Here is a 12,485-nt window from a genome sequence, read left to right on the forward strand (position 1 = left end):
CTAATTTGATGTTGCGCATCACCTTCCGGCAGCTGGAGGCCTTCTACTGGGCGGCGACGCTGGGCACCGTCAATGCGGCGGCCAAGCACCTGTTCGTCAGCCAGCCCGCGATCACGGCACGCGTGAAGGAGCTCGAGGAGATCCTCGGCATCGCGCTTCTCAGCAGAAGCCAGCAAGGCGTGCAGCTGACGCCTGCCGGCCGCGATGTCCTCGAGCACGCGCAGCGCCTGCTGAAGCTGGGCGGAGAACTCGAGAAGTGCGGCGAGCACGAAGTCCCTCCGCTCGATGGCGTGCTGCGCATGGGTGCGGACGAGACGTCCGCCGCTGTGGGCGTGTCCGAGATCCTGCGCCAGTTGAAGATTCGCTACCCCACCCTGCGCGTCGATCTGAGCATCGAGCGCAGCAAGGTGCTGCATGAAAAACTCAATCGGCGCGAACTGGACCTGGCCCTGCAGACCAGTCCCGTCGCGCGCCCTCACGTGGCCGACGAACTGCTGGGCTGGGTCCAGGTCGCATGGGTGGCGGGCGCCTCCGTGGAGCTGATGCATCTGCCCTTCTCGCCGGGCGATGCAGCCTCCGTGCCGCTGGTGACGACCCCGCAACCGTCCATCCTCCACTACGTGGCGAGGGATTGGCTCGGCCAGGCAGGCACCGACCTGCATCCGCTGAGCACATGCAATACGCTCGCGATGATCATGACGCTCGTGCGCGACGGGCATGCGCTCGCAGCGTTGCCGGTGCCGGTCGTGCTCGAGCACCTGAAGCAGGGCACGCTCAAGCTGGTCGAGTCGGACCCTCCCCTGCCCCCCATCGCCTACTACGTGTCCTACCTGGTCGAGAAGCAGGCTGCCGGCGTCGGGTTCGTCGTGGACCTGGCGAGATCCGTTCTCGAGTCGGCGCAGTTCTTCATCGACCAGCCTCCAGCCGGTTCGGCGAGCACGCTCAAGTCAGGCCAAGCCGGCGCAGCGTTTCCGTCAGGCCCAGAAGCTCCGAGGTAAAGGCACCCTGCGCGATCGCCTCGCGCTGCTTCGCTTCCTTCTCTTCGCGCGCCAGGCTGGCCGCGATGACCGACGCCACCTCCTCCTGCGCCACCACCGCGAGGCCGTCGCGGTCGCCGACGACGATGTCGCCGGGGTGGATCAGCACGTCGCCGATGGTGATGGGAACGTTGACCTTGCCCGGCTGGTTCTTGGCCGTGCCCTTGATCGACAGGCCGCGACAGAACACCGGGAAGCCCAAGGCGATGATCAGGTTGGCGTCGCGCACGCACCCGTTGATCACGAGACCGGCGATGCCGACCTTCATGGCCTGGATCGTCAGCACGTCGCCCCAGGGGCCCGCTTCCAGGAAGCCCTTGGCATCGACCACGAGCACGTCGCCGGGACGCGCCTTCTGCACCGCATGGTGAAGCATGAGGTTGTCGGCCGGACGGCAATCGACGGTGAAGGCCGGGCCGGCCAGCCGCACCGTCGGGTCGATCGGCTTCATGCCGCTGTCCAGTGCGCCCTTGGCGCCCTGGGCTTCGTACACGGTGGCTGCGCCCAGCTCGCGCAGTTGATCGACTTGTTGCTGGTTCGCTGCTGTTGTCATGTTGCAGTTCCTCAATTTCTGAACAAGGGGCGCGAGCGGACTAAGCTGGCGCCTCGACGCCCGCCAACGATTGGCAGAATCCCCGGATCGCCTCGCACGCCTTTCGCAGCGATGCGTCGTCCAGCGCGTAGGCGATGCGGATGTACGGCCCCAGCCCGAACGCGCTGCCATGCACGACACCGACACCAGCCTCGTCCAGCAGGGCCATCGCCACGTGCTCGTCCGTCTGCAGCACCGTGCCCGCAGGCGTGGTCTTGCCGATCAGGCCCTCGCACGAAGCAAAGGCATAGAAGGCGCCGGCGGGCGGCTCGCAGCGCAGGCCCGGTGTGTCGTTGAGCAGTCTCACCATCATGTCGCGCCGCTTCTGGAAGACCGCGCGGCTGCTGTCGACGAAGTCACGCGGGCCGGTGAGCGCAGCCATTGCCGCGTGCTGCGAGATGGTGCAGGCCCCCGAGGTCTGCTGGCCCTGGAGCTTCTCCATGGCATCGAGCAGCCACCTCGGGCCCGTGCCGAAGCCGATGCGCCAGCCCGTCATCGCATAGGCCTTGGACACGCCGTTCATCGTGAGGGTTCGCTCCCGCAGCCGGGGTTCCACCTGCGCGATGGTGTGGAAGGCGGCACCGTCGAAGATCAGGTGCTCGTAGATGTCGTCTGACAGGACCAGCACGTGCGGATAGACCAGCAGCACATGGGCGAGCGCCTGCAGTTCCGACTGCGTGTAGACCGCACCCGTCGGGTTGGAGGGTGAGTTCAGGATCACCCACCGCGTCCTCGGCGTGATCGCTTCCGCGAGGTGCTGGGGCGTGAGCTTGAACCCGGTCTCGCTCTCGCAGCGCACGACCACCGGCTTGCCGCCGCAGAGCTGAACCATCTCCGGGTAGCTCACCCAGTAGGGCGCCGGCACGATGACCTCGTCGCCTTCGTTGAGCGTCGCCGCCAGGGCGTTGTAGATCACCTGCTTGCCGCCGCTGCACACCAGCGTGTCCTGCCACCCGACGTCCAGTCCGTTCTCGCGCCTGTACTTCGTCGCGATGGCCTCGCGCAGGGCGCGCAGCCCCGCGACCTGCGTGTAGCGCGTGTGGCCGGCGCGGATCGCGGCGATCCCCGCTTCGCGCACGTGCTCGGGCGTGTCGAAGTCCGGCTCGCCGGCGGACAGTGAGATCACGCTGGCGCCGGTCGTGCGGCGCGCCGCCACGCGATCCATCACCCGATAAGTGGCGGAAGGCTGCGCGCTCTCGAGATGCCTGTTGAGGCGCCTCGCTTCGGATGCTGCAGCGCTCATCAGCCTTTCCTCTGCAGCGTGTGGTAGCCCAGGGCCTCGCGCGCCTGCCCCAGCGTCTTGCCCTGCGCGATCTGTGCGCGAATCTCGGACTCGACGCCTTCGATCTTGCGGGCCAGCTCCGCCACGTCGCGCGCCCGGGCGCGGGGAACGACCACCACGCCGTCCGCATCCGCCACGACGATGTCGCGCGCCACCACCCGGGCCGTGCCGATCGAGACCGGCGTGTTGACGGACTCGACCTCGACCCGGTCCTTGCCGGTGCGCATGAAGCACCCCTTGGTGAACAGCGGATAGCCGTCGCCCAGCGCCTTGGAAACGTCGCGGCACACGCCGTCGATCACGGTGGCGCCTATCTTCCGGATGCCGGCGTACTGGGTCATGATGTCGCCCCAGACGGTGCAGTCGGTACGCCCGCCGTTGTCGATCACGACCACATCGCCCTCGGCCACGTCGTCGATGAAGTCGCCGACCGTGCCGGGGGGCGTGGCGGCCGACACGTACTTGACCGTGAAGGCGGGCCCGACGATGACCTGCTTGTAGTTGTCCAGCGGAGCGATGCCCAGGCATTGGCCCGGCAGCCCCAGCTTGTCCATCGCGTCGGAGACGCCGGGGGTGTCGAGGCCTTTGAAAAGCTCGACGAGTTCCTTGTCTTGCGCGTTCATTTCGTGCTTCCTTGGTTGATGGCTTCGAATTCCTTGTCGTGCATGACCTCGGCAACCGAGCGGCCGCCGCGAACCGCCTGCACCATGCCGTCCTGGCGGCGCGCGATGCGCTCGCCCAGGTCCAGGACTTCCTCGATGCGCGCGGCCGGCACGAACACGGTGCCGCAGCGGTCGGCGATCACGTAGTCGTCCTGGTTCACCGTCACGCCGGCCATCTGGACGGGTTGGCCCGAAGTCACCTGAACGATGCGATTGCGGGCACTGATCATGGTGATGCCACGACCGTAGACCGGGTAGCCGATCGACTCGCTGCCCTCGATGTCACGGCTCATGCCGTCGATCACCGTGCCGCGAATCTTCTTCACGCGCGCTGCGTTGGCGATGATGTCGCCCCAGCACGAGATGCCTTCGGGACCGCCGGCAATCACCAGGATGCGATCGTCGGTGGTGACCTCTTCGATCACGGGTGTGATGAGATGAACGGTAGGTCGGCTGTCGGTCTTGGGACCCACCTGGATCGTGCTGGCTCTGCCCACGACTTTTGGGCAGTTCCAAAGGGGCCGCAGCCCGTAGGTCGCGCCTTTGAGGCCCAGGTAGTCGAGCGCGTCGGAGACGGTGTTGGTATCGAGCGCGGCAAGGCGCTCGAGGATGGCGTTGGGTTGGGTCATATCCGTGGAGTGGAGGGTTGCTGTTTCAATGGAAGTTCACTTGGTCGCGAAGCTCTCCATCGGGAGATCGTTGGGCTCGGCCCAGAGGCGTTGCAGGCCCTCGGGCGCAGACATGTCGAGCCGCACTCCCTTGGGTGGGATAGGAGCCTGGAACCATTTTTCCCACAGCGATTTCATTTCCCCGGAGCGAACCATTTCGCGGATGGTCGAGTCCGCGATGGCCTTGAAGGCAGGGTCGTCCTTTCGCATCATGATCGCGATGGGCTCGGTGTTGAGTACCTCACCCACGACTGCGAAGTCGGCGGGATGCTTGGCGTTCGCGATCGTTGCGCTCAGCAGTCCTGCATCGATCACCCATGCGTCGGCGCGCCCCTGCTCGAGCAGTAGAAAGCTCTCCGAATGATCCTTGGCCTGGACGTCCTTGATGTCCAGTCCTGTTGCCCTGACATTCCGGCGCAAGTGCTGCACGGACGTTGTGCCGGTGGTCGTCACAACGGTCTTGCCCGCGAGATCCTTGACGGATCGAATGCTCGATGACTTTCGCACCGCCATCCGAACCTCCTCGACATACGTGGTCAGCGCGAAGGCCACATCGCGTTGCCGGACGGCGTTGTTGGTCGTCGACCCGCACTGCAGGTCGACCGTGCCGTTTTGAACCAAAGGGATTCGATTCTGCGAAGTGACCGTTTGGTACTGCACGGTGATCTTCGGGATCTTGAGTTGCTTCTGGACGGCGCCAACGATACGTTGGCAGATGTCGACGTGAAAGCCGATGGGCTGTGCGCCGTCGGGCATATAGGAGAGGGGAACCGACGCGTCGCGCACGCCCAGCGTGATCGAGCCCGAGGACTTGACCTTGTCGAGAGTCTGCGCACTGGCCAAGCACGGTAGCGTGGCGATGACCAGCGCCGCCAGGCAATCAAGCAGGGAATGTGAGGTCATGGGATGGCAGGAAGAGAGGGGCTGGGGAGCCGGGACCTTCACTTTGGCTCCGTGCCATTGATCTGTAAATTCCGAATTTCGGAACCCATCGATACGATCAACCTATGGCTACAGTCCGGTGGCCCTTAGGATCTTTCCAGGGTTCATCAGGTTCGATGGGTCGAAGGCCGACTTCACCATCCGCATCATCTGCAGGTCGATGGCCGGCTTGAATCGCTCCAGGCGCTCCACGTGCATCCTGCCGATGCCATGCTCGGCGCTGATGCTGCCGCCCAGTTCCACGCTCGCCTCGTGCACGATCAGATTGACTTTCGTTGCCGCCGTCTCGCATTGCTCCGGCGTGCCGTAGATCGAGCGTGACAGCACCGCGATGACGTGGATGTTGCCGTCGCCGATGTGCCCCGCGTGGCACACCGCGGCGCCCGCCACCTGCTGCTCGATGCGCTCGGTCACGAGATCGATGAAAAGCGGGAGCTTCGAGACCGGCACCGACGTGTCGTTCGAGACGGTGAATCCTGCGCGCTTGTTGGCCTCCGAGATGTTGTGCCGCAGCTCCCAGATTCGGTTCCCCTTGGCCACGTCGGTGGCGACCACCGCATTGGCCACCAGCTCGCGTTCGAAGGCCGCCTCGAGCGTCTTCTCGAGCTCGGCAATGGCATCCCACTGCGGCGAGCTGTCTGCGATTTCCATCAGCACGAACCACGGGCTGTCCAGTTCCATCGGCGACTGAAGGCCGTGGCCATGTTCCAGCACGATCTCGATCTGCCGGCGCGACATGATCTCGAAGGCCTCGATCCGGTTGCCGACTTGTTCCTGCATGAAGCGCAGGAGATCGACCGCCCGCTGGACGCCAGTCAGCCCGACCATGGCCGTGGCGGAGACGTTGAGCCGGGGAAAGAGCTTCAGCACGGCGGCCGTCACCACGCCCAGCGTGCCCTCGGCACCGACGAACAGCTGCTTCAGGTCGTAGCCGGAGTTGTCCTTGCGCAGCGCCCGCAGGCCGTCCCACACGCGGCCATCGGGCAGGACCACCTCGAGACCGAGCACCAGCTCGCGCATGTTGCCGTAGCGCAGGACACCGGTGCCGCCGGCATTGGTCGACACCAGGCCGCCGATCTCGCAGCTGCCGACGCTGCCCAGCAGCAGCGGGAACTGGCGCTGGCGCTCCTCGGCGGCTTCCCGCACATGGGCCAGGATGCAGCCGGCCTCGGCCGTCAGCGAGTTGTTGCCGGCATCGATCTCCCGGATCCGGTTCAGCCGCGACAGGTTGAGGATCACGGCCGGCCGGTCGGCGCCCGCGACGGCGCCGCCCGTGAGCCCGGTGTTGCCGCCTTGCGGGACGATCGCCACGCCGAGGCTGGCGCACGCCTTCACGAGTTCGGCCACCTCGTTCGTGCTGCCGGGCATCAGGACGGCGAGTGCCGCGCCCTGGTACCGGCCGCGCCAGTCCTGCTGATACGGTTGCGTGTCGCCTGGATCGGTCAGCACGCGCGCCCGGCCGACGACCTTGGCGAGCTGCTCAAGCAAAGCGGCGGTCTTGAGCATCATGCTTTTTCCTGCGTGGCGGCAAGCACGGCTTATTCCCTCTTGAGACCGCCGATGGACTTGATGACCGCGCCCCACTTGTCGAGCTCGGACTTGACCAGCGCATCCAGCACTTCGGGCGTCGATCCCACCGGCGTCGCACTGAGGTCCTTCAGCTTCGCCTGAACTTCCGGCTGCGCCACCACGGCCTGCAGCTCACGGCTCAACAGATCGACCAGCGGGCGCGGCAGCTTCGCGGGCCCGAAGACGGCGTTCCATGTGTAGGTTTCATAGCCGGGAAGACCGGCCTCGGCAAGGGTCGGGATGTCCGGGAACGACGGCGAGCGCTTGCTGGTCGTCACCGCCAGCGCACGCACCGCGCCGGCCCGGATGTGCGATGCCGCGCCGGTGAGAACGTCGAACAGGATCGGAATGTGGCCACCGACCAGGTCGGTCATGGCCGGGCCGCCGCCCTTGTAGGGAACGTGGCCGATGTCTACACCGGCCATGGACTTGAACAACTCCCCCGACAGGTGCGGCGGTGTGCCCACGCCGGACGAGCCGTAGTTGAACTTGCCCGGCTGTGCCTTGATCAGGGCAATGAGCTCCCGCACGTTCTGTGCCTTCACGGAGGAGCTGACCAACAGGACGTTGGGCACGGTCGCGACGAGCGAGACGGGCGTGAAGTCGCGCTGGGCATCGTAGGGGGACGGCGGTGTCGACAACGGATTGATCGCGTGCGTCGCAACCGTGCCCATCAGCAGCGTGCTGCCATCGGCGGCGGCCTTCGCCACCTTGGCGGCGCCGATGGCGCCCCCGCCGCCGGCGACGTTCTCCACGACCACGCTGTGCGCGATGCGCTCCGACAGCTTCTGGGCGACCAGGCGGGAAACGACATCGGTGGCGCCTCCGGCCGAAAAGGGAACCACCAGCGTGATCGGTCCCTTCGGCAAGGCCGACTGCGCGAAAGCATATGGAAGGGGCGTGCCCAGCGTGGCAGCAGCAGCGCCCCACTTCATCAGGTCGCGCCGGGACAGCGTCGATGGACTCATGCTCTTGTCTCCGTTTTGATTCGAATGTGTCAACGCATCACGAACGGGTTGCCCGTGACCGCGCCGCTGTTGATCCAGACGCATTTGGTCTGCAGGTACTCGCGGATCGCGTCGATGCCGTTCTCGCGGCCCAGACCGGAATCCTTGTAGCCACCGAACGGCGCCATGAAGCTCACGGCGCGGTAGGTGTTGACCCACACGGTGCCGGCCTGCAGCTTCTCGGACATGCGGATGGCGCGCCCGATGTCCTGCGTCCAGACAGCCGCCGCCAGGCCGAAGCGCACGTCATTGGCGATGCGCAGCGCGTCGGCTTCGTCCTTGAAGCGGATGATCGACAACACGGGGCCGAACACCTCTTCCTGCGCGATGCGCATGTCGTTGCGCACGCCGGTGAAGATCGTGGGCTGCACGAACCAGCCCTTGCCGCACTCCGGCGCAGTCCCCTTCCCTCCGCCCAGCACGGCTGTCGCGCCTTCGCTGCGGGCGATGTCGATGTACTCCAGCACCTTCTGGTACTGAGGTGGCGTCGTCACAGGGCCCACCTGGGTGTCTGCATCCATCGGATCGCCCATGCGGGCCGTGCGAGCCACCGCGAGCAGGCGCTCGACGAAGGCGTCGTGGATGCTGTCCTGCACCAGCAGGCGCGAACCCGCAATGCAGGTCTGGCCCGTCGCGGCAAAGATGCCCGAGATGGCGCCAAAAGCCGCCTGTTCCAGGTCTGCATCCTCGAACACCACGTTGGGCGACTTGCCGCCCAGCTCCATGGCCGCGTGCTTGAGGTGGCGCCCCGCCTTCTCGTTGATCAGGCGACCCGTGCTGTCCGAGCCGGTGAAGCTGATCTTGCTCACCAGCGGATGCTCGACCAGCGGCGTGCCCACCTCGGCACCGAAGCCCGTGACCACGTTGAACACGCCCGACGGGAAACCTGCTTCGTCGAACAACTCCGCCAGCTCCAGCGTGGAGGCCGAAGTGAACTCCGAGGGCTTCACCACCACGGTGCAGCCCGCGGCCAGCGCGGGCGCGATCTTCCAGCTCAGCAGCATCAGCGGCGAATTCCAGGGCGTGATGGCTGCCACCACACCGACCGGCTCATGGCGGGTGAACGCGAAGTACCCCTTCTTGTCGAGCGGCAGCGTGCTGCCCTGCACCTTGTCTGCCAGGCCGCCGTAGTAGTGGAACCACTGCGGGATGTAGTTGAGCTGCCCCTGCATCTCGGCCAGCAACTTGCCGTTGTCGCGAACCTCGGTCGTGGCGAGCTTGACGGCATCGCGAGCGATCAGGTCGGCGAGCTTGCGCATCAGGGCGCCGCGCTGGGTTGCCGTCAGTTCGGCCCAGGGGCCTTGCGTCAGCGCCTTGTGGGCGGCCTGCACGGCGGCATCCACGTCGCTCGCATCGCCGCGCGGAATTTGCGCCCAGCTTTCGCCGGTGTAAGGGTTCTGGGTGTCGAACCACTGTCCGCCACAAGGCTCGCAGGCTTGGCCGCCGATGCGCAGTTGGTAGCGTTTCATGCCGTCTCTTTCGTTGGAGGCGCGATGGCGGGTCGTCAGAACGGCTTGAGGCCCAGCGCGGCGCGGAACCGGTTCTTGATGAAGGGACCATCGCGCGGCGGCAGCGCGCGCGGCGGCTCATCGGCTTCGATGAAGACCTGCACGAAGGCCAATCCGCGGCGAGCGTTGATGCCCTGCGCAATCTCGCCGACGAGGTCGACGCTGCGGGTCGAGATGGCGTCGGGGATGCCGAAACCCTTGGCGATACCGACCAGGTCCGCTCCGAGACTGGAGTGACTGCGCTGCATGCCCGTCTCGCCGAAATGCCCGTTGTCCAGCACGATGATCGTGAGGTTCTTGGGTTGCTTCACCGCGATCGATCCCAGGCTCCCGATGCCCATGAGCTGCTCGCCGTCGCCCGTGACAACCACCACCGACTTGTCGGGTTGCGCCAAGGCCAAGCCCAGGCCCAGCGATGTGGCGCCCCCCATGGCCCCCCACAGGTAGTAGTTCTTGTCCCGATCGCCGGCGGCGAACACGTCGTACGACGGCGAGCCCAGGCCCGTGACCACCAGGGCGTCAGGCGTTGCCGCCAGAAGCTTGGCTACGAATTCGCGGCGATCCGCGCGCTTGTTCAATGCGTCGTGGCTCATCACTTGCGCTCCCACTTCTTGCGGCCGATCAGTTCCTGACCCAACAGCACGGCGACCTTTTCGCCGGCCTCGAATGCGGCATCGAAGCCGGCACTGACGATCTCCTCCACTTCCTCGGACTTCGAAGCACGGAGCACGTGGATGCCCATCAGCTCCAGCGCCGCCTGTGTCGCCTTGCCCATCGGCCCCTGCCACGGATTGAACTCGGCGTACTCGCCGCGCATGGTCACCAGCGTGAAGAAGGGAAAATCGGCGGCCTGCAACAGCGAGAACATGTTCACGCAGTTGCCCACGCCGCTGCTTTGCATCAGCAGCACTGCGCGATGGCCGCCAAGCCATGCGCCGCTGCAAACGGCCACGCCTTCCTCCTCCGTCGTCAGGACGACGTCCTGAATATCGGGGTCGGCGATGGCACTGCGAATGACGTGCGAATGGCCGGCGTCCGGCACATAGGCGATCTGATCGACGCCGCCCTCCTTGAGGACCTTGAAGACGGCCTGCTGCCATGCAGGCGCCGGTGCGGGGGTGTGATTCATGCTGGATGAAGACCTGGAGTGGATCGGTCAGGAATCATAGAATTTGATGCTATCGTTTGTGAAATCGTTTGTTGGCATACATCCATCAGCATCTGCTATTCCTCCCATGGACCTCAAGCACCTTCGCGCCTTCCTGACCGTCGCAGAAACCGGGAGCGTGACGCGCGCGTCCGAGGTGTTGCACCTGGTGCAGCCGGCCGTGTCGCGCCAGTTGCGCCTGCTGGAAGAAGACGTCGGCGCGGCGCTGTTCGATCGCGAACGACACGGCATGGCGCTCACCGACGCGGGGCACGCGCTCCTGGGCTACGCGCGCCGCGCCATGCTGGAACTCGATCGGGCGCGCGTGGAGATCGCCGGCACCGGCGGCGGCGTGGCGGGGCTTGTCACTCTCGGGCTGCTGCCCAGCACCATCGACACCCTGTCAGGCCCCTTGGTCGCCTCACTGGCGCGCGAGTACCCAGGCATCCGCATCCGCATCGCCATGGGCTACGCGGGCACGCTGATGCGTTGGCTCGTGTCGGGAGAAGTGGATGCCGCGCTGATCTACGGCGCCGAGCGTTCCGCCGAAGTGCAGACCACCCCGTTGATCGAGGAGCCGCTCTGGGTGATCGGCCCGAAGCAGGCGGGCCTGCGCGGCGACAAGCCAGTGCCGCTGGCCAATCTGGCCGGGCACAAGCTGGTGTTGCCGAGCGCGCCTCACGGCATCCGCACGCTCGTGGAGCATGCGTGTGCCGTCAGCAACGTGACGCTGGACATCTCCGCGGAGACCAACGCACTCAGCGTGCAGCGCCGCCTGGTGCTGGCTGGGCACGGCCTCACCATCCTGCCGCCCATCGCGGTAGCGGAAGACCTGCAGGCCCGCAAGCTGTCGGGAGCGCCCTTGACCGATCCGCCGGTGGCGCGGACCATCGTGCTGGCCATGCCTGCCAATCGCCCTTCGGGCCGCCATGTCCGCTGCGCAGTCGAACTGCTGGTCAAGGAGGCACGTGGGGCCGTCGAATCCGGCGCCTGGCCGGAGGGGCGCTGGCTGGGGGCTTGAGGGTCAGGTGCTCAGGGTCGCTCGCTGCCTTCTCAAACGCCTCGGTTGTTCGGATTTCTGTAGGTTTCCTTGATGGCACTCGGCATCGGAAGGTTGATGTTCGCTCCGGTCGGTGGCACGGGGCGGGTGAACCACTTCGCATACAGCTCATTGATCTCGCCGTTCTTCATGAGCGACGTGAGCGTGCCATCGACCATCGCCTTGAACTGCGGATCATCCTTGCGATACATGAACCCATAGGGCTCTTCTCGCAGACGCTCTTCAAGAATCCTGTACTCGCCCGGATTGTTCGTTCGGGCGATCAGGCCGGCGAGCTGCACGTCTTCCACGATCATGGCCGCTGCGCGGTCGGAGGAAAGGAGCAGGAACGCATCCGCCGTGTCCTTCCCCGAGATCTCGTTGATCTCCAGCTTCTCGTTCTTGCGGAAAGCCCGAAGCAGCTGGATCGATGTGCTCCCCGTGACGGTGGCCACCGTCTTGCCTTCGAGCTGCGCCATGCTGTTGATGCCGGAGCTCTTCTTGACGGCGGCAGCCACGCTGGCCACGAAGTGCGCTGGCGCGAACTCCACCTGCTGTGCCCGGGCGACGGTGTTCGTCGTCGTGCTGCACTCGAGGTCCACGGTGCCGTTCTGCACCAGTGAGATGCGGTTGGCCGGCGTGACGATGGTGTAGTTCACCTTCAGGTTCGGCATGCCCAGCTTGGCCTTCACCGCGTCGACCACCTTCATGCAGAGATCGGCAGAGAAGCCAATCGGGGTGTCGTCCGAACTCAGCTTGTACGAGAACGGAAACGATGCGTCTCGTCCGCCGAGACTGATGACGCCTGTGTCCTTGATCTTCTGCAAGGTGTCTTTGGGCTGGGCGTGCGCCGCGCCCAATGCCTGCAGTCCCACGATGGCAGCGACGGTGATGGTCTCGAGAAGTTTCATGACAGCTTTCAGAAGGGGGTTGACCTGCGGCGGGGCCAATGCCCTGCGGCCGACATTCTGAGATGTGATTGTGGAAGCCATGAAATAGTCATTGCTGATGGCTCCATCACGGATCGGCATC

At 65.7% G+C, this 12,485-nt stretch carries 13 protein-coding genes; 2 read left to right on the forward strand and 11 right to left on the reverse strand.

Translation table 11 applies throughout. From position 1 onward, the window contains the following. The first annotated feature begins 8 nt into the window (after positions 1 to 8). Positions 9 to 998 carry a LysR family transcriptional regulator gene (locus GXN78_RS36415; protein WP_106556214.1) on the forward strand — a complete coding sequence of 330 codons (990 nt, stop codon included), beginning with the start codon at positions 9 to 11 and terminating at the stop codon, positions 996 to 998. Here the strand turns inward: GXN78_RS36415 and GXN78_RS36420 are convergent. The 10 genes from GXN78_RS36420 to GXN78_RS36465 all read right to left on the reverse strand — a co-directional run bounded on the left by GXN78_RS36420 (position 943) and on the right by GXN78_RS36465 (position 10,396). Further along, the gene (locus tag GXN78_RS36420; protein ID WP_106556215.1) at positions 943 to 1,590 is read right to left on the reverse strand and encodes a 4-carboxy-4-hydroxy-2-oxoadipate aldolase/oxaloacetate decarboxylase; all 648 of its coding nucleotides are present in this window, start codon (positions 1,588 to 1,590) and stop codon (positions 943 to 945) included. The genes GXN78_RS36415 and GXN78_RS36420 overlap by 56 nt on opposite strands. Positions 1,591 to 1,630: 40 nt before the next feature. Beyond that, positions 1,631 to 2,872 carry a pyridoxal phosphate-dependent aminotransferase gene (locus GXN78_RS36425; protein WP_106556216.1) on the reverse strand — a complete coding sequence of 414 codons (1,242 nt, stop codon included), beginning with the start codon at positions 2,870 to 2,872 and terminating at the stop codon, positions 1,631 to 1,633. Beyond that, positions 2,872 to 3,534, reverse strand: a complete 663-nt coding sequence (locus GXN78_RS36430; protein WP_106556217.1) for a diguanylate cyclase — start codon at positions 3,532 to 3,534, stop codon at positions 2,872 to 2,874. The genes GXN78_RS36425 and GXN78_RS36430 overlap by 1 nt, the downstream gene beginning before the upstream one ends. Next, on the reverse strand, positions 3,531 to 4,202 hold the full coding sequence (locus GXN78_RS36435; protein ID WP_106556218.1) for an RraA family protein: 672 nt from the start codon (positions 4,200 to 4,202) through the stop codon (positions 3,531 to 3,533). Before GXN78_RS36435 ends, GXN78_RS36430 begins: the two co-directional genes overlap by 4 nt. A 36-nt stretch (positions 4,203 to 4,238) precedes the next feature. Beyond that, positions 4,239 to 5,186, reverse strand: a complete 948-nt coding sequence (locus tag GXN78_RS36440; RefSeq protein ID WP_239143122.1) for an amino acid ABC transporter substrate-binding protein — start codon at positions 5,184 to 5,186, stop codon at positions 4,239 to 4,241. Between the two features lie 66 nt (positions 5,187 to 5,252). Continuing rightward, positions 5,253 to 6,692, reverse strand: coding sequence for an FAD-binding oxidoreductase (locus GXN78_RS36445; protein WP_239143123.1), 1,440 nt, complete (start codon positions 6,690 to 6,692; stop codon positions 5,253 to 5,255). Positions 6,693 to 6,721: 29 nt separating this feature from the next. Next, a complete protein-coding gene (locus tag GXN78_RS36450) occupies positions 6,722 to 7,720 on the reverse strand; it encodes a tripartite tricarboxylate transporter substrate binding protein (protein WP_164256261.1) in 999 nt (332 codons plus the stop codon). A gap of 29 nt (positions 7,721 to 7,749) precedes the next feature. Beyond that, positions 7,750 to 9,228, reverse strand: coding sequence for an aldehyde dehydrogenase (locus GXN78_RS36455; RefSeq protein WP_106556219.1), 1,479 nt, complete (start codon positions 9,226 to 9,228; stop codon positions 7,750 to 7,752). Between the two features lie 35 nt (positions 9,229 to 9,263). Next, positions 9,264 to 9,860 (reverse strand): thiamine pyrophosphate-dependent enzyme, encoded by a 597-nt coding sequence (locus tag GXN78_RS36460; RefSeq protein WP_106556220.1) that lies wholly within the window; start codon positions 9,858 to 9,860, stop codon positions 9,264 to 9,266. Further along, entirely contained in the window at positions 9,860 to 10,396 is a 537-nt protein-coding gene (locus GXN78_RS36465) for a thiamine pyrophosphate-binding protein (protein WP_106556221.1), read from the reverse strand. The genes GXN78_RS36460 and GXN78_RS36465 overlap by 1 nt, the downstream gene beginning before the upstream one ends. Positions 10,397 to 10,502: 106 nt before the next feature. Here GXN78_RS36465 and GXN78_RS36470 point away from each other — a divergent pair, with 106 nt between their 5' ends. Beyond that, a complete protein-coding gene (locus tag GXN78_RS36470) occupies positions 10,503 to 11,435 on the forward strand; it encodes a LysR substrate-binding domain-containing protein (protein WP_106556222.1) in 933 nt (310 codons plus the stop codon). A 32-nt stretch (positions 11,436 to 11,467) separates the two neighbouring features. Here GXN78_RS36470 and GXN78_RS36475 read toward each other — a convergent pair whose 3' ends face one another. Beyond that, entirely contained in the window at positions 11,468 to 12,364 is an 897-nt protein-coding gene (locus GXN78_RS36475; RefSeq protein ID WP_106556223.1) for an amino acid ABC transporter substrate-binding protein, read from the reverse strand. Positions 12,365 to 12,485: the final 121 nt, after the last annotated feature.

Origin of the sequence: Variovorax sp. WS11, from assembly GCF_010499245.1 — a bacterium.
Lineage (GTDB): Bacteria > Pseudomonadota > Gammaproteobacteria > Burkholderiales > Burkholderiaceae_C > Variovorax.

What these genes read in the sequence shown, in the direction of transcription:
- GXN78_RS36415 (WP_106556214.1), top strand. Translation starts at nt 9, where the DNA reads ATGTTGCGCATCACCTTCCGGCAGCTGGAGGCCTTCTACTGGGCGGCG.
- GXN78_RS36420 (WP_106556215.1), bottom strand. Translation starts at nt 1,590, where the DNA reads ATGACAACAGCAGCGAACCAGCAACAAGTCGATCAACTGCGCGAGCTG.
- GXN78_RS36425 (WP_106556216.1), bottom strand. Translation starts at nt 2,872, where the DNA reads ATGAGCGCTGCAGCATCCGAAGCGAGGCGCCTCAACAGGCATCTCGAG.
- GXN78_RS36430 (WP_106556217.1), bottom strand. Translation starts at nt 3,534, where the DNA reads ATGAACGCGCAAGACAAGGAACTCGTCGAGCTTTTCAAAGGCCTCGAC.
- GXN78_RS36435 (WP_106556218.1), bottom strand. Translation starts at nt 4,202, where the DNA reads ATGACCCAACCCAACGCCATCCTCGAGCGCCTTGCCGCGCTCGATACC.
- GXN78_RS36445 (WP_239143123.1), bottom strand. Translation starts at nt 6,692, where the DNA reads ATGATGCTCAAGACCGCCGCTTTGCTTGAGCAGCTCGCCAAGGTCGTC.
- GXN78_RS36450 (WP_164256261.1), bottom strand. Translation starts at nt 7,720, where the DNA reads ATGAGTCCATCGACGCTGTCCCGGCGCGACCTGATGAAGTGGGGCGCT.
- GXN78_RS36455 (WP_106556219.1), bottom strand. Translation starts at nt 9,228, where the DNA reads ATGAAACGCTACCAACTGCGCATCGGCGGCCAAGCCTGCGAGCCTTGT.
- GXN78_RS36460 (WP_106556220.1), bottom strand. Translation starts at nt 9,860, where the DNA reads ATGAGCCACGACGCATTGAACAAGCGCGCGGATCGCCGCGAATTCGTA.
- GXN78_RS36465 (WP_106556221.1), bottom strand. Translation starts at nt 10,396, where the DNA reads ATGAATCACACCCCCGCACCGGCGCCTGCATGGCAGCAGGCCGTCTTC.
- GXN78_RS36470 (WP_106556222.1), top strand. Translation starts at nt 10,503, where the DNA reads ATGGACCTCAAGCACCTTCGCGCCTTCCTGACCGTCGCAGAAACCGGG.
- GXN78_RS36475 (WP_106556223.1), bottom strand. Translation starts at nt 12,364, where the DNA reads ATGAAACTTCTCGAGACCATCACCGTCGCTGCCATCGTGGGACTGCAG.